The sequence below is a fragment of the Lederbergia graminis genome (assembly GCF_042655485.1).
Taxonomy (GTDB): domain Bacteria; phylum Bacillota; class Bacilli; order Bacillales; family Bacillaceae_C; genus Lederbergia; species Lederbergia graminis.
Genome location: NZ_JBHSMC010000010.1, coordinates 1 through 17,665 on the forward strand (window position 1 = coordinate 1; position 17,665 = coordinate 17,665).

General features: G+C 38.0%; 11 protein-coding genes. 7 read left to right on the forward strand and 4 right to left on the reverse strand.

Features of this window, described 5'->3' with window-relative positions:
* Positions 1-800 precede the first annotated feature (800 nt).
* Entirely contained in the window at positions 801-2,549 is a 1,749-nt protein-coding gene (locus tag ACFPM4_RS07320) for a DUF4185 domain-containing protein (protein WP_382349560.1), read from the reverse strand.
* 307 nt (positions 2,550-2,856) lie between these two features.
* Between ACFPM4_RS07320 and ACFPM4_RS07325 the strand changes: the two genes are divergently transcribed.
* On the forward strand, positions 2,857-3,903 hold the full coding sequence (locus ACFPM4_RS07325; protein ID WP_382349563.1) for a DUF4185 domain-containing protein: 1,047 nt from the start codon (positions 2,857-2,859) through the stop codon (positions 3,901-3,903).
* Between the two features lie 220 nt (positions 3,904-4,123).
* On the opposite strand, the gene ACFPM4_RS07330 is transcribed toward ACFPM4_RS07325, so the two are convergent.
* On the reverse strand, positions 4,124-4,615 hold the full coding sequence (locus tag ACFPM4_RS07330) for a hypothetical protein (protein WP_144923441.1): 492 nt from the start codon (positions 4,613-4,615) through the stop codon (positions 4,124-4,126).
* Between the two features lie 402 nt (positions 4,616-5,017).
* Here ACFPM4_RS07330 and ACFPM4_RS07335 point away from each other — a divergent pair, with 402 nt between their 5' ends.
* Positions 5,018-6,925, forward strand: a complete 1,908-nt coding sequence (locus ACFPM4_RS07335) for a family 43 glycosylhydrolase (RefSeq protein WP_382349567.1) — start codon at positions 5,018-5,020, stop codon at positions 6,923-6,925.
* Between the two features lie 66 nt (positions 6,926-6,991).
* Here ACFPM4_RS07335 and ACFPM4_RS07340 read toward each other — a convergent pair whose 3' ends face one another.
* Positions 6,992-7,861: an AraC family transcriptional regulator gene (locus ACFPM4_RS07340; protein ID WP_382349570.1), complete on the reverse strand. Its 870-nt coding sequence runs from the start codon at positions 7,859-7,861 to the stop codon at positions 6,992-6,994.
* 156 nt (positions 7,862-8,017) lie between these two features.
* Here ACFPM4_RS07340 and ACFPM4_RS07345 point away from each other — a divergent pair, with 156 nt between their 5' ends.
* Complete coding sequence (locus tag ACFPM4_RS07345) at positions 8,018-9,535, forward strand: sulfatase family protein (RefSeq protein WP_382349573.1); 1,518 nt, start codon at positions 8,018-8,020, stop codon at positions 9,533-9,535.
* A gap of 847 nt (positions 9,536-10,382) precedes the next feature.
* On the opposite strand, the gene ACFPM4_RS07350 is transcribed toward ACFPM4_RS07345, so the two are convergent.
* Entirely contained in the window at positions 10,383-10,826 is a 444-nt protein-coding gene (locus ACFPM4_RS07350; protein WP_382349576.1) for a hypothetical protein, read from the reverse strand.
* Between the two features lie 244 nt (positions 10,827-11,070).
* On the opposite strand from ACFPM4_RS07350, the gene ACFPM4_RS07355 reads away from it, so the two are divergent.
* The 4 genes from ACFPM4_RS07355 (at position 11,071) to ACFPM4_RS07370 (ending at position 17,605) form a co-directional block, all read left to right on the forward strand.
* Positions 11,071-12,438, forward strand: a complete 1,368-nt coding sequence (locus ACFPM4_RS07355) for an ABC transporter substrate-binding protein (protein ID WP_186324728.1) — start codon at positions 11,071-11,073, stop codon at positions 12,436-12,438.
* A gap of 108 nt (positions 12,439-12,546) precedes the next feature.
* Complete coding sequence (locus ACFPM4_RS07360) at positions 12,547-13,950, forward strand: LamG-like jellyroll fold domain-containing protein (protein WP_186324729.1); 1,404 nt, start codon at positions 12,547-12,549, stop codon at positions 13,948-13,950.
* A 23-nt stretch (positions 13,951-13,973) separates the two neighbouring features.
* Positions 13,974-15,518 (forward strand): arylsulfatase, encoded by a 1,545-nt coding sequence (locus ACFPM4_RS07365; protein WP_144923459.1) that lies wholly within the window; start codon positions 13,974-13,976, stop codon positions 15,516-15,518.
* A 50-nt stretch (positions 15,519-15,568) separates the two neighbouring features.
* Positions 15,569-17,605, forward strand: a complete 2,037-nt coding sequence (locus ACFPM4_RS07370; protein ID WP_144923461.1) for a glutaminase family protein — start codon at positions 15,569-15,571, stop codon at positions 17,603-17,605.
* Positions 17,606-17,665: the final 60 nt, after the last annotated feature.

Below are 17,665 nucleotides of genomic sequence, written 5' to 3' on the forward strand. Positions count from 1 at the left end.
TTTGGTTTTTGTTTATTTAACCACTAAACATTCTTACCAAAATAACCTACGAATTTACGAGTAAGGAGCTAGTTTCGTTCATGATAACTCGGCGCTAAACGCCTGTCTAGCTTAGGCTCCTAGCGGCTAGCGAACGATCCAATCCTTTCCCTACGATAAGTCAACATCGGCAAGAGGAACGTCGTCTAAAAGCGGCACGTCCTGTGCCGACGTCGACGTGACCCACATCCTGTGGGCCCTCGCCGTGTTTCCTTTATCTCAGTACAGGATTGGCTCCCGTTCGTACGCCGCTGATCAGTCGCCTTCGCTTTTCTGTCTGCGGGGTCTCATCGAGGCCTTTATTCCCGCAGTCATCCATGTACCTAAAAATACACCTCAGAGCATGGAAATGATGCTAGTAGTAGTTGTATATACGATGCACGTATAAGTTAGATTTAACTTTTTGGCTCTGTTAAAGTTCATTGTTGTTAACAACTTAGTTGATTGAAGCGGATGTACACGAGACTCCTGCGGGAACAGCACGAGCCGAAGATCCACTTGGCAAAGCGGTTTTCTTTGCCAAGTTAGCTGAGGCCGTGCCCGCGGAAAGCGAGNAAAAATCAACAACAGAGTTTAACAGAGCCAACTTTTTAAAGCTTTATTTCCATGGTAGGAGTCTTCGTGTATTTCCTTCGCTGGTATGGTTTTATTCATCTTTCAATAGTAAAATTATATCATCCTGCAGTCAGTTCCACATTGTGAGAACTTATCATTGACTTTACAGGCTTCTAATTATTTTCTTCTACAGTTCTCAGATAGTTTTATTTATAATATACCTCTAACTCCGCAATGGATGTGAAGTTGGTGCTTCCTCCTGGGGTACCAATGATTCGTACACCGTCTCCCCATGTGTCGTCGAATGATAGCGTATATGTTTGGTTAACACCAGCTGTCTCATCATTCGGGTAATCAGGTGAAATCGATACATTTTCTACATCGATCCATTCGAAATTCTGTCTTACTTGCACTCTTAAATCTGTAAACCAGCCACCATTAAAGAATACATTTCCTGTTGTATAGACGACATTGTTCAAATTGTATGCACGTGACCATGTATAACCCCAGTAATCTTCTTCTTTCAACTCATTGTTCCAGCTATCTTCGTTTTCTTCCTTGTTTCCATTATTGATGAGTCCTTCAACGCCAAAATGCATGGTTCTAGAAATAGGAGTTACGTCTTGTCCATCTACTGCTAGATTTTGCTCACCTTTCGCATTTTCTGCAGTTGTTTCTTCATATGGTGTTACTCTCATTTTACGTAATGAGAATGCATAGTTTTGGATGCCTCCCATAAATGTTTGCGAGTTAACCCACATGTCCTTCCCATCGTCACTAATGAATTTTGATGGAATAACCGTTGCATAACCACCATGCTTATCTTCAGACCAAGGATAATGACCGAAATCCTTCGATAGGAATCGTTTCCAAGGACCCCATGGAGTAGGTGCTTCATAAAATTCAAATGTATACTCTGTCCAGGAAGAATAAATATAGCGGTTGAGTGGCTTATTATAGACAATGCTACCTTGTGAAATTACTGACATATCACGTAAGCCTGGATTTTCTATTTTTGAATAAACTCTACGATCATCTTGTAAAACTGGTTTTCTATCTTCTATTTTCCCTGGTTCTGACCATTGGGCATTTCCATCAAGATCTCCAGTATAAAATTCCCATTTGCTTACATCTTGGATTCCATCCTTTGGCATTCGAGCTAAGTATAACTTTGTCGGATCCTCAACTGTATCTGAAAACGAATCACGCCAGTTATTATCTAAACCATATGCATATACGTAATCATCGAATGTATTGTTTTCACCGTCTTTTCCGTAATCGAGGAACATGACGGTCGTAAAAACATAATTGTCAAACATAGGTTTCTCTCTATCCCATTCCCATGTTTGTCCTTTATCTGTAGATTTTAAGATGGTAGATGCCGGAACATCATTAAAGGTTTTGGCACCTTCTTCTTTATTTAAATCTTGGACTGCTAAATATAAATCTCCATTTACAGATACCATCCCAGTTGGCTTCTTATTATACTTTTTTGGGTCACTCCAAACTAAACCTACGATAGCACCAGAAGCTAATCTCTCTCCTTGTAGATTATTATCATTCGGATGACCACTTACTCTATTAACTACTAGATCGCCCCATCCAGATGATAAGTTAAACCCTTTTCCATCTCCATTTGCTGTGTACAAATAATCATCATCTGACCAAGCAGCAGGCCATAAATCGCCATCACTTTCAGTACGTAGTGTTGACTTTTCTTCTATATATACAGTCGAAAAGAAAGTACTCTCCTCTGGGAAAATTAACTCCTTATCTTCTGTATCTGTTTCCCCATCCTCATCTTCATCTTCGTCAACAGGAGTTTCTACGACTACATCTTCATCTTTTTTCTCATCTTCCTGTTTGTCGTTATTTGCTTGCTCGTTCCCTTTACAAGCGGTTACAAATAATAATAAAAATACTAAACTAATTAAAAATCCGAACCTTAGCTTCAAATCTTCCCCCTCCTAATTCCTAAATTTTAATCTATTTCTATCAATATGGTAACGTTTACATATAATTCCGTCAATCTATTTTACGAAATAAATTGTAAATTCACTTATTTTAAAAAATATCAGTAAACATATGGTATGAATCAAAACATACCCTCAAAGTAGGGGATTGTATGGTGTTGATAATGCTACTGTATCTAACAAATTGATAAGCACTTATCTCACATTATGACATTTAGTAAAGATTCATAGTTTACTATACTGGATACATATAAGTAGTTAATTTATAAAAACTAAAGGATGAAATATATTGGGAAATTCTAAGCCAATAAAGCCATACAACTTAACTAGAATAGCTCGAGTTACAGGGGAATCGTTACCAGGAGAAACACTTCCCAATCCAAATCAAACACATATAAAATATAATGTGAATGCTACGGATCTAGGTATTATGTGGGATAAAGGCGATGGGGAGATTTTTATTGCATTAGGTGACACTTATGGGAAATGCTGGGGCGGTTCTGGAGCAGGCCCTGAAACTGCTGAATGGCGGAGTAATGTGCTCGCTGTATCCAATAATCGTAATCCAGAAGAGGGTTTAATTTTCTCTAAAATGATAACAGATGGACTAGGGAGTGCAAAAGAATTAATTTGTGCAGAACGTGTCTATGGAAGAGAATGGACGATTATTCCAACAGCAGGTGTGACTGTTGGTAACAAGCACTACTTGCATTTCATGTCCATTCATCGTTGGGGAACAGATGGAAATGGTCGTTGGAAGACAAATTACTCGGGGGTCGCGATTTCAGAAGATAACGGTCATACATGGGTGAAATCCGAGCAATTGAAGTGGGAGAATAATAAAGAATACGATCATCGCTTTCAACAAGCAGCTTTTGTAAAAGAGGACGGCTATGTGTATATGTTTACCACTGAAAATGGTCGTCATGGTGATATTTATTTAGGAAGGGTTATAGAAGAAAAGATAGAATTTAAGGATGAATATCGCTATTGGGATGGTTCTAATTGGGTCGAAGATGAACGGGCTGCTATGCCAATTACTAACGGTCCTGCTGGAGAGCTGTCTGTTGCATATAATTCTTATTATAAAAAGTGGATAATGATTTATTTAAGTCCTAAGCATGATGGCTTAGTACTTCGATCTTCACAATCACTAACAGGACCTTGGAGTGAAGAAGAGCTACTCGTAAGTAGAAATGATTACCCGCGAGTGTACGGAGGTTTTATTCATCCATCATTTAATGACGGAAAACAATTATATTTCAATATGACGCAATGGGATCCATACAATGTTTTTTGGATGAAAGTAGATTTAGTAGAAGAGGAAAAAATATAAGAGCTGAATAAACGACGTTCTTTTTGGAATGTTATCCGCTAGTAAATCGCCAGTCCAGTCCTTAAAAGAGATACTTCGATTTACCTATGGTTTAGATGTGAAAGTAGTTACTATACCCGGAGGTTCGAGTATTCTTCTCAACATAATGAGTAATAGTCATTAGAACAAGCACTGTTCTAGTGGCTATTTTTGTTTTTTAAAATGCCGATAATGAGCGATTTTAGTAGGCCCTAATTAACTGGTCTACTAATAATGGGAGGTCTTCTCTAACGTCTACAAAAAAATACTTATTATCTTCTGTTTTAAAATACATATGATGTTCCCATTTCTCATCAAGCGGAAAGATGACGGAGGTGATATCAATATCGCTCACTTTATTTTCATTTTGTAATTGAATTGTCTGAACTTCATCCAAAACATATTCAATTGAGAATGACTTAATATCTTTAAACTCATCTTCAGATAAATAAGGTTGGGCTCCATATATATCCGGAAAATCTACGACAATTAAATCAGTAATTCTGTTATACATTTCGCTATATCCCTCGACATTTTTATAGATCACCGCTGTTTCCCCATCTTTATATAAATGAATAATGCTTGCTTTTTCTAGTAAAGAATTATTTTCATCTCTCTTAACGAACAGTAATATAACAGCAACGAGCAAACATATTATCAATAAGGGAATGACAATTCTTTTTCGTATACTCATAAAAAATCCCTCCAAAACATTATTAATATGTTGATTTTTATCTCTGTTAAACTCTGTTGTTGATTTTCGCTCCTGTACACTCGCTTTCCGCGGGCACGGCCTCAGCTAACTTGGCAAAGAAAACCACTTTGCCAAGTGGATCTTCGGCTCGTGCTGTTCCCGCAGGAGTCTCCTGTACATCCGCTACAATCAACTAAGTTGTTAACAACAATGAACTTTAACAGAGCCTAATTTTTAAAGAGAAAGCTTTATCTTTTATGTATATATTAACAGATTCTATTTTTGCACCTAATAAATGATGACAAACTTTCTTCCCTTAGTATAAAAAACATACCTTTTAGTACAAGGAATTTGTAACTAGTTGTAGAAGTGATAAGCAGAGGGGGAGGAGTGAAAAAAGTGATGAAACAGAGAAAATATATGTGGATAAGCGGATGTGTCTTGATCTTGTTACTAATTGTAATCGTTTTCTTTATGGTTAATAGTACAAAGGATTCGACACCGACAACAGTACCGAATCAGGAAGATAAAACTGTAAATGATGTAGAGACAAATGATGATGATCCAGAGGAAGTTGATGGACCATATGAACCTATTACGTTGAGAACTGTAAATACATCAGAATTTTCAAATCCAATTAATACTGCAGGTGCAGATCCATATGTAATGTATAAGGATGGCTACTATTATTTCACAAGAACACTGGGGCATCGTATTGATTTATGGAAATCTCGAACATTAACCGGGATTGACCTTGGGGAAAGAAGAACTGTTTGGACAAAGCCTACAACTTTACACGATATATGGGCACCAGAGATACATTTTACCGATGGAAAATGGTATATCTATTACACTGCAAACACAGGTTGTGGTGATGATTGTCGAGGCATTTATGTGTTAGAAAACGACTCTGTCAATCCAATGGAAGGAGAGTGGATTGATAAAGGGAAAATAAATATGGAATATAGCGGTCTAGATGGGACAGTATTTACCCATAAAGACGAATTGTATTTTCTTTATGCAGCTTATGGAAATTGGTCCGGAGCTCATGGAAGTGGAATTGTTATCGCGAAAATGGAAAATCCATGGACACTTAAAGGAAAACAAGAACTGTTAACATATCCAGAAAATGAGTGGGAAAAGTTTGGTATGCATGTAAATGAAGGTGCAGTTATCTTGAAACGTGATGATAAGCTTCACCTCGTATTTTCAGGCAGTGCATGTTGGGTAGACCAATATGCGATTGGGATGTTAACAACAACAGTCGATAGTGACTTACTGTCTAAAGATTCATGGGAAAAAGCAGAAGGTCCTCTGTTTAGTATGTCTATTGATAATGGGGTGTATGGTCCTGGACACAATTATTTTGTTACATCAAAAGATGGAGAAGAAGTTTGGAATGTGTACCATGGAAACAGTAATATGGGGGAAGGTTGTGGACCACGTCCTACAAGATTACAAGTTGTGAATTGGGATACGAATGGAGTGCCTGATTTCGGGATTCCGACCAGTGGTCCACTTTCAGTTCCATCAGGGGAATACCGCTTTGAAGCAGAACATGCAAATAATATTCAAGGCGAGATAAATGAAGAGGCGGTTACTTTATCCAAAACAGGCGATCGTTTTGAAATTGCTGATATAAATGTTCCAGAAGCAGGAGTTTATACAATGACGATTATGTATAAAGGGATAGAAAACCCTGCTGCTGCAGTCTCAGTGAATGGAGAAAGTTACGATGTCCCATTTTCCAGTGCCGAAGAATTTACTACGGTTACTGTAGATGTTGAATTGAATAAAGGTTATAACAATTCTATTTCATTTGATTACGAAAATAGTGGGATCGAGATCGATTACATTGAATTGGAAGGGAATGTTCCTTTTCAAATTGAATATGGTGCATCATATCATTTCGTTAATCCTAATGGGAATATGGCCATGCATGTTGGAGTGGGGAATAATGTGATGACATATAATGTGGAAAATGACGAGACAGCACAACATTGGGAATTCACCCCGCTAGCAGATGGTAGTTATAAAATAACGAATGCAGATAGCGGATTAGCACTTACTATATCAGGTGATGAAAACAAGGATGGAGCTAATGTCGTAGTTTTGGATTGGTTAGACATTGATAAACAGAAATGGAAAATTGATCATAGAGGGAATGGATACTATAAAATCATCAATGTAGCAAACGGCGAAGCACTAGACGTAACTGCCGCCAGCATGGACCCAGGAGTAAACATCGGCACATGGAAAGACATCCCTAATGGCCCTGCACAATTTTGGCTCCTATACAAGGTGGAATAAACGGGACAAGGGGTCAGGAAAGTTGTCCCACCAGGGAAGCAGAACCTGCCCCCTTGTCCCAGCCTATTAATCTAGGGACGCGGGACCTGACCCCGTGTCCCTAAGTAATTGCTTTGGTGATACTCCGTAATAATTTTTAAATGCTCGTGAGAAGGAGAAAAGGTCAGAGTAGCCAAGGGATAAGGCGATTTCGGTTACCGTGTGGTCTTCTTCGGATTCCAGTAATTCCATAGCTCTTTTCATTTTTAATGATACTAGATATTTATATGGTGTTACTCCTACTTCATTTGTGAAAGAAGGTGTGAAGTGAGAGCGGTGTATGCCAATGTATTTAGCAACATCCTGTATTGTTATATCTTCGTAATGCATATCCATATACTCCTTGCTTTTTTGAATCCAATTGATAGGAGGAGTTGGAGCCAGATTATTTTTTTTCGCTTGTGCAGTGAGATAGTCAAATAATTTGTACAAGGTGATGATACCAAAAATCTCATTATCTTCCGCATCCTCTTTAAAATGGATCATCAATTCATCTAAAAGCGCTTTCAATTCTAGGGTTACGCATTTCTTTACATATGGTGAATAGTTGGTGATACCAATTCTATTTAATAAAGTGACAGCTTGTTTTCCGTCGAATGCCAACCAAAACATTTTTAATGTATTAGTGGGGTTCGTAAAATATTGATGTGTTAGATTAGGAAAAAGACAGAAAATATCCCCTTTTTCCAGTTTTATCGAAGAATCGTTTTGGATAAACGTTCCTTCTCCATCAAGTACAAAATGTAAGCTAAAAAAAGAAATCGTTCTTGGTCCCATTTTATAATTAGGCTTCGCTCGATTATGACCGATTTTTATTGGCCATATACCACCCTGTTTCTCTAGTGTAGTTGGGTTATGAAACCATTGTTCCGCATATTCATGTGAAAATTCTTTCACGATATAGCACCTCCAGCTAAAAAGTTCCATATCCAACAAATTGTTATGAACAAATCCAACAAATTAACATTCTAGTTTTCAAGTAAATTATATACGTTAATAATAGGGTGTGTGAGTTTATATTGCATTATAGTATGAAAAAACGGAGGTTAGCAAGTGAAAAAACAGAAAAAACCTAATATTTTGCTAATAACAACAGATCAACAACATTGGAATACGATTCAAGCATTAGGAAATAATCACATTAAAACTCCAAATTTAAATAGATTGGTAGAAGAGGGAACAGCTTTTGAGCGTGCTTATGTAGCAAGTCCTGTATGTACTCCAAGTAGATCGACGATTATCACTGGTGAATATCCTTCGCGACATGGTTGTTGGAACATAGGAGTAGAATTAGACGAGAACAGAACAACAATTGGAGAGATAATGCAGGAAAATGGCTACATGACAGGATTATTTGGAAAGGCGCATTTCAAGCCAGTTTTGAAGGAGGGAAGCTTTGAAGCCCCACCACATATACATAAACGGGAGTTCTGGGAAAAATGGGATGGACCTTATTATGGATTTGATAAGGTAGCTATGGTTCATGGTCATTCGGATGAAGATTCGTCACATGGCATGCATTATGGTGCTTGGTTAGTTAAGCAAGGGATTGATCCAGCAAAATATTTTGGTCCTGGTGGTGGTCACCGAGAAGGTTCATGGGATATACCAGAAGAATATCATTATACACGATGGACTGCTGACCAAACCTTGGATTTCATAGAGCAGAGAGAGGGAGAAAAACCATTTTTAGCTTGGTGTAGTTTCCAAGATCCTCATAATGCGTTTTTATGTCCAGAGCCATGGAATAGTATGTACGATCCAGAACAGATGCCTGATTTTATTGAGAAAGAAGGAGAGATGGCAGATAAACCTTCTATTCATCAATGTTTGATAGAGGATCGCATGCATGAACTTGATATTGACGTTACAGCTGACCCTGGCCATGATACTGGTGGAGTTCAATGCCTTGGTCATACGAATAAAAAAATAGGATATGACCGTGCGAAAAGATGGCTCGCTTCTTACTATGGAATGATCAGTTTGATTGATTACCATGTTGGAAGAATACTAGATAGATTAGAAAAAAATGGACTCGCTGAAGATACATTAGTTATTTTTACTTCTGATCACGGGGATTATGCAGGGAATCATGGTTTTTGGTTAAAGGGGCCAATTCATTATGAGGATATTTTACGTGTGCCATTTCTTGCCCGTTGGAAAGGAACGATACCAGCTGGGAAGAGAACACAGTCGTTAATCAGTTTGGTAGATTTAGCTCCTACATTTCTAGAAGTTGCGGGAATCAAAGGTTCTCCTTCCATGCAGGGAGTGAGTCAATTGGAGACGATGAAAAATCCAAATCAAGCAATTCGTGATTGGTGTTTAGTAGAGAATCGAGCAGAACCTAATTTCTATGTTAAAACACTTGTCATGGACCGTTACAAGTTGAATTATTACCTTAATCGTAATGAGGGAGAACTTTATGATCTAGAAAAGGACCCATATGAGTTTGTGAATCTTTATAGCGACCCAGATTATGCAGAATTGAAGATGAAAATGTTTATGAAATTAGTAGATATATATGGTGATCTCGAGAAACCAATTGCTCCTAGACAAAGCTTTGCTTAATTATTGAGAAGTAAGGACACAACTATATTAAATTAACTAAGTCCTCATCTGAACAATTTGTAGTATAACTTACCGCTACGGAAATACACTAAGTATTCTGCGGGCTTTGAAAGGTGAAAGGCGACTGATCAGTGGCGTACGAACGGGAGCCTTCTCGGCGCTGAACACGCCTGTGGGCTCTCCCGGCTGCCGTATATAAGGCCACTGAAAAAGTTCCTTGAATTTAGAGAAATGGTAAAACGTAGCTGTTGATTTCCGTTTCAGGCGGCTTTGCTTTCCGCGGGGCGTGTGGTGAGCCTCCTCGTCGCAAATGCTCCTGCGGGGTCTCACCTGTCCCGCTAATCCCGCAGGAGTCATCGCCGCCTTCCACTTCAATCAACAGAATTCTTAATGAAGGGTGTATATAGATAGTTGCAACTTCATATTAGTAGGATTTATACCATCTCACTGTATCCATTTTATTTGGGGGGACTATGTTTAAGTCGTCCTTTTTAATCCCGCTTTAGAATGCTTTCTTTTAATATCAGGATTTTTCAGTGCCCTCCCGTACATCCCGCAGTCATCCATGTACCTAAAAAATACACCACAGAGAATGGATATAATGCTAGTGGTAGTTGTCTATACGATGCATGTATAAGTTAGATTTAACTTTTTAAAGCTTTATTTCCATGGTAGGAGTCTTCGTGTATTTCCTCCGCTGCTGGTAACTTTAAATTTGTATTGTAGTCAGTAACTTTCTGGAAAATAGCTATTACAGAATTCTACTTTGCAACAATTATTTTTGTACATTATTAATGAAAAAGTTCCTCTTAATCTCATCATCATCCTTTGTCCATTTCTCTTTATTTCAATCCCAATGATTGAATATTATTTGTCCTACTGTTTCTGGTTTCCAATATACTATTTGCTTTAGTTCAGCGTCATTTAATTCAGTTTTCTTTAAAATAGTCGAATCAACCGTGGTGTTTAATTCATTTGTATTTAGTACTTGGTAAAAGGGTGAAAAGTATTCCGCTAGTATCGAATTGTCAATGAAGTGAATGTTGCCAAATTCAACTGTTGATGCGGATGCAAGATAAGGATAATGCTTATTTAACAGTATATAAATTAGAGTATCTGTCATTTCTAATTGCGCATCATAAAAATTTGCTGGGTAATGAGTATGTATGTCTACTAATTTTCCATGATTTTGTGCAGCGAAACGATAGCATAATTGTTTAAAGTTCTTTTGATCCATTTGTGGGGGTTCTTTATCGTTGTAAAAACCCGTTACTCCATAAGAAAGTCTCATATTTTGTTCACCTACACTTTTAAATTAAAGGTCATATAGATTCATACTTAATAAATCTATATAACCGTCATTCTAACAAATAAACAAGTCCTTACCTAACAAATTAACATTCTTTAATTGGAGAGGGTTCTTTATATTAATGAATAAGGCCAAAGTAAATCTCTCTTGAAGGTTTACTTACACATCGATGTGTATTCGCTTACAAAGCGGAAAATGTATTCATTAATATAAAAGGAGAATGACAGTGAACAAGATTAAACCACTACTATTGTTGCTTATTATTTCTACGTTAATTTTTGCTGCATGTTCTAGTAAAGATACTAATAAAAATACAGATAAAAACACTGATACTAATAAAGATGGAAATGAACAAGAGGAAGCATTATTTGAGGTGGACGCTAGCATTGAAGGAGATATCACTTTTTGGACTTGGACACCGGCAGTTTATGAAGACATTGTTCCTGCTTTTAATAAGGAGTATCCAAACATCAATGTGAAAGTTGTTGGTGTCAATCTAGATGATATGCACAATAACTTGCAAAATACACTTGCAGCTGGAACGGGTGCCCCGGATGTATCCCAAGTTGTTCAAGGACAATTTGCTAGATATTCAACTAGTGATTTATTAGACGATTTATTACAACCACCATATAACGCAGGTAAGTATAAGGATTTAGTCTCTGAATACAATTGGGAACGTTGGAAATCTGTAGACGGAAAAAGACTTGTTGGTATGCCTTGGGATGTAACACCTGGTGTTTTCTATTATCGTGCAGATTTATATGAGCAAGTAGGATTACCGAGTGATCCAAAAGAATTAGGGGAGTTCTTAAGCACAAAGGAAAATGTTTTGGATGCTGCTCAAACGCTAAAGGCGAATGATATTTATATGTTTGACTGGCGTGACCTACCAGCTGTGCAATACGGAGATTCAATTGGTTACTTTGATACGGAGTATAACTGGTTGAGAAATACGGACGAAATGGCAGATATGATTGATTTTACAAAGCAAGGTATTCAAATAGGTTGGGCACCACAACTTGGATATATGTCCGATGAAGGAAAACAATTAGTCAATCAAGGTAAATTAGCCTCTGTAACGAAGGGGAGTTTTGCAGCACGTGATTTAGCAATTAATTTCCCGGAACAAGCTGGAAAGTGGAGAGCGACTACGATGCCACTTGGATTGAGTGTTGGACTTGGTGGTTCATCATTTGTTATTCCATCACAAGGGGAAAACAAAGAGGCAGCATGGGCATTTGTACAATGGATGGTACTTTCGGAAACTGCCTGGGAAATATTCGCAGAACACTCCGTACAACCTTCCTATAAGCATATAACATCACTTCCATGGTACCAAGAACATACAAATGAATTTTTAGGGGATCAGCAAGATTTTAAATTATATACCGAGATTGAACGTCAAATTCCTGTTCGTCGTCTTACACCATTGGATGGACGCGCATGGACTCACTACATTGAAGGCTTAAATGAATCGATTAACAATAATGTTGATTCAAAAGCAATTTTACAACAAATTGAAGATGCAGCCATGAGGGAGTTTGCAACCGAAATTGAAGAATTGAAAGCGGAAATGGCAAAGGTCGAATAACAGAACTTTATGAATGTATGAATGGAAAATAGGCTGCTTCGTAAGGAATATCCTGGATGCAGCCTTTTAAAGTATAGAAGTTTATTAGAAAAAATGGAGGAAAAACAATTGACTATTAACGATAAAGCTCCAGTTTATGTAATGGGTTATTTTCGTTCAGGACCAGCACAGACTCATAAAAGTGAAAATCTACATTTTGCATATAGCCGGGATGGGTTGCATTGGACAGCTTTAAATAATAATCAACCGGTGTTTATAAGCAATTTAGGAGAAGGCATTCTCCGTGATCCTTTTATTGCCAAAGGTCCAGATGGTTATTTTCACATGGTGTTTACGATTAGACCTAAGGGGAAATCGATAGGATATGCTCGCTCACGTGATTTAATTCACTGGGAAGATGAACGAATGTTGGAAGTAATGAATGGAGTAGAGAATGTTCAAAATTGCTGGGCACCCGAATTTACTTATGATGCTAAGGATGAGTCTTATCTTATTTATTGGGCATCTAGTATCGGTGATGATTTAAGTAATAGTAAACATTTTTCTGTTCGCACACGTGATTGGAAAAGCTTTACTCCAGCTCAGGAATTTTTTAATCCAGGTTTTCAAACCATTGATGCTAGTTTAATAGAATGGAATGGGAAAAGTTATATGGCTGTAAAAGATGAAAGTCAAGTGTATGATGCTTCAAGAAAAAGGCCATCCCATAATATCCTAGCAGTTGCGGATCAACTAGATGGTCCATATGAAATAATCGAAGGCATCAGTACCCCGGATTACACCGAAGGACCGGAATTCTTGCAGCTTAAGGATGGGAAAATCCTACTTATTTATGATTATTGGGCATATGGTAAGTTTGGGGTGATGGAAACGGATGATATGGAGAATTGGCGAGAGTTACGACCAGATGAGTTCGAATTCCCATTTCAAGCCCGTCATTGCACTTTTTTTGAAATTACCGAAGAGGAATTTTCACCAATTCTTCATCGATATGGACTCGAAGCCCGTTATCCAACTCCTACATTTAGTAAAGTCCGTTTAGCAGAAGAAGACTATCAAGGGTTTTTACATGATCCTTTTTATTCAAAAACAATCTCTATGTGGATTCGCGCAAACTCTATTCATGGTACACAAGTATTATTTCAAGAAGGAAACGATGAGAACGGCTTAACGTTACGTTTACAAGACAAACATATACAAGCAGTTGTTTGTTCAGGTGGGAAAAAAGCACATATTTCTAGTCCCGTTATTGAAGCACAGCAAAGATACCATGTATCCGTTGTCTTTCAGAAAGGAACCTTCTATCTATTTTTAGATAGTGAACGAGTAGCTGAGGTTCATGCCGATTTTAGATATGTTGAAAGGCATTGTTCACCTGCAGGTTTTGGAGGGAGATTTGAAAAAGATGGCTTTGGTGATTCTGACGGTGAGGCCTTATTTGATGGCGTAATCCAAGGTGTAAAGATTTTTAATATTGCTTTGGATGACAAGGATATAAAGCTAATAAAATGAAATCTGAAAAGGAGATGGATTCATTGAAAAACAAACCAAATATATTATTCATTTTAACGGATGATTTAGGTTATTCCGACTTAGGTTGTTTTGGAAGCGAAATTAAAACTCCTAATTTAGATCAATTAGCAATGAATGGTGTACGTTTCACGCAGATGTATAACTCCGCGCGTTGTTGTCCCAGTCGAGCCTCGTTATTAACTGGTCTTTATCCTCATCAAGCAGGGGTTGGATTAATGACAGAAGATAGAGAAACACCAGGATATAGAGGTTTTTTAAAAGATGAGTCTGTGACTTTAGCTGAAGTGTTAAAAACAGGCGGATATAAAACATACATGTCTGGAAAGTGGCATGTAGGGAAGCAAGGACCAATTAAAAGAGGCTTCGATGAGTTTTATGGTTTGTTAGGTGGATTTACAAGTTTTTGGGATGAAAAAGATTATTCTCGATTACCAAACGATCGACCTAAACGTCACTATGCGGAAGGAGAATTTTACGCAACAGATGCGATTACCGATTATGCGATAGATTTTCTAGAAGATGCGCGGAAAGATGATCGGCCTTATTTTCTCTACCTTTCCTATAATGCACCACATTTTCCATTGCAAGCACCGAAAGATGAGATTGCAAAATATGAACAGGTCTATGAAAAAGGCTGGGATGCAATTAGGGAAGAACGATTAGCTCGTATGAAGCAATTGCAAATTATCGAAGATGAACTGGAGCTTACACCAAGATCAGAGTATTGGGATCGTGACCGTGAAATTCAAGGGACAAATCCAGCATGGGATTCGATAGATCCTGATCGAAAGAAAGATCTTGTGAAAAGAATGGCGATCTATGCAGCGATGGTCGATCGTATGGATCAGAATGTTGGACGTGTGTTGGAAAATATTCGAGAGCATGGGGAACTGGATAACACGCTTATTATTTTCTGTTCTGATAATGGTGCATGTGCAGAGTGGGATCCGTGGGGATTTGATAACTGGATAACTACCTCCAACTTCTTGCATCGAAAAGCTGATTTAGAGCGCATGGGTGGGCCGGATACGTATCACAGTTATGGTTCTGCTTGGGCAAATGCTAGTAGTACACCACTAAGAATGTATAAACATTATGGTCATGAAGGCGGAATCAGTACTCCAATGATTGCCCATTGGCCAGAAGTGATTAAGCGAAAAGGGGACATAGATCATCGCCCCGGACATTTTATCGACTTTATGGCGACATTTGTAGATATTACAGGGATTCCTTATCCTACCAAATTTAATGGAAATGATATTTTATCGATGGAGGGTGAAAGTTTACTTCCGGCATTTCATGGAGAAAAGCCTTTATCACGCACATTGTGCTTCGAACATGAACAACACTGTGCAATTCGTCAAGATGAATGGAAATTAGTAAAAATAAAGGAACGTGACTGGGAGTTATATAATATCGAGGTTGATCGTACGGAGATGAATAACCTTGCTAATCAATATCCTGATAAGGTGCAAGAGTTGAAAAAGACATGGGAACAATGGGCAGAGCGGACACATGTTGTCCCGCGTACGAAAGTGCGAGCTTAACTTCAAGATTAATTGTTTTATATTTTTTCTAAAAGGAGAGAAATTTTGACATGATAAAAGATTTTAGACCTCCTGCAGTTCCGCTTGTAACAGTAGATCCGTATTTTAACATTTGGTCCAATGTGAACAATTTACATGGAGCAGAAACGATACATTGGACAGGTGCGACAAACAGTATGATCGGCCTTGTTGTAATAGATGGAAAAGTTTGGCGGTTTATGGGTGGGTATGATCGACGTAGTGATTTTAAATCATTAGATGCACCCGCTTTACCGCAAGTAGATGTACGGGTTGAGCCATTATCAAGTATCTATACATTTGAAGGAGGCGGAATTACACTAACCGTTAACTTTACAACTCCTCTTTTCTTAGATGATTTGGATATTTTAGCAAGACCTGCATCATATGTGACCATTAGTGCTGTAGCAAATGATGGGAGAGCTCATAATGTGCAAGTTTATTATGATTTCTCCGCTGAATTATGTGTAGATGTACCTTTGCAAGAGGTAATTGCTGCACGTCATCGCCTTAGTGATGGAACTCAAGTATTACAGATGGGTACAGAAAAACAAGAAATCCTGAAACGGACAGGAGATAATATTCGAATAGATTGGGGATATGCAAGTTTAGTTGTGCCAGTTGCGAATAAAGCTCTTACTGCAATTGGCTCCGTCCATATGAGGGATCAATTTATTGAAACGAAGCGATTACCTAAAATCGATGATAACAACTTCCCGCGTGCAGCAGAAGACAATTTACCGATTGTTGCTACGGTTATTGATTATGGATTTGTTGCCGAAGAGGAAGTATCTAAGTTCTTAGTGTTAGCTTATGATGATATTTTGTCAGTTGAATATTTTCATCAGAAACTACCTGGGTATTGGGCTAGAAATGGTCAAAGTTTTGATGAATTACTTCAAGCTTCTATTAATGAATATGACGAAATTATGGGAAGAGTAAAGCGATATAATGAACAGTTAAGAGAAGATGCTATTACTTCAGGTGGTGAAAAATACGCGGATATAGTAGCCTTGGCCTATCGTCAAGCAATTGCCGCTCACAAACTTGTAGTAGATGAAAATGACGATCTCTTATTCTTCTCAAAGGAAAATTTCAGTAATGGTTGTATGGCAACTGTAGATGTGAGTTACCCATCTATTCCATTATTTTTGCTAGAGAATCCAGAGCTTGTGAAAGGGATGCTCCGACCAGTATTCCGCTATGCAGCATCAGAAGCTTGGCCACATGAATTTGCTCCTCATGATGTCGGACGCTACCCTGTTGCAAACGGGCAAGTATACGGTCTAGCGATGGAACGTCAAATGCCTATTGAAGAATGTGGAAATATGCTAATTATGATGGCTGCAGTTTGTCTCGCTGAAGGGAAGGCTGACTTTGCTGAAGAACATTGGCAATTACTAACACAGTGGGCTGATTATTTAAGACAAAATGGAATGGATCCAGGGAATCAATTATGCACAGATGATTTCGGTGGTCATTTAGCACATAATACGAATCTATCAATTAAAGCAATCATCGGTATTGCTAGTTATAGTATCCTCGCTGACATGCTTGGAAAGAAAGAAGATAGTAGAATATATCTTACAGAAGCAAAAGCGATGGCGATTCAATGGGAGCGGATGGCACAAGAGGACGACCATTATAAACTAGCATTCAATGAATCGGACTCATGGAGTTTAAAATATAATTTAGTTTGGGATACATTATTTGATTTAAATATATTTGATCCACAGATTAGGAAAAAAGAGGTTGCTTACTATTTAAAGAAAAGAAACCAATACGGTACTCCACTTGATAATAGAAAAACATACACAAAGGCGGACTGGTTAGTATGGGCAGCAATACTAGCAGACAACCAAGAGGATTTTGAAAAAATGATAACTCCTTTATGGGACTTCCTTCATGAAACAGCTACCCGTGTACCTTTTACAGACTGGTATTATACGATAGATGGTCGTGTCGCTGGATTTAGAAATAGATCAGTAGTTGGAGGCGTATTTATAAAGCTATTAGCAGATCGAGTAAAAACCGGTGAATGGCAACGTGGAGAAAAAATAGAAAGTTAATATTAATCATAACTGCAATAACGCTTCTGTATGTTAATGGGAGCGTTATTGCATTATAAA

Coding starts and splice junctions, on each gene's coding strand:
- ACFPM4_RS07330 (WP_144923441.1), bottom strand. CDS start 4,615: ATGAGTATACGAAAAAGAATTGTCATTCCCTTATTGATAATATGTTTG.
- ACFPM4_RS07335 (WP_382349567.1), top strand. CDS start 5,018: ATGAAACAGAGAAAATATATGTGGATAAGCGGATGTGTCTTGATCTTG.
- ACFPM4_RS07350 (WP_382349576.1), bottom strand. CDS start 10,826: ATGAGACTTTCTTATGGAGTAACGGGTTTTTACAACGATAAAGAACCC.
- ACFPM4_RS07370 (WP_144923461.1), top strand. CDS start 15,569: ATGATAAAAGATTTTAGACCTCCTGCAGTTCCGCTTGTAACAGTAGAT.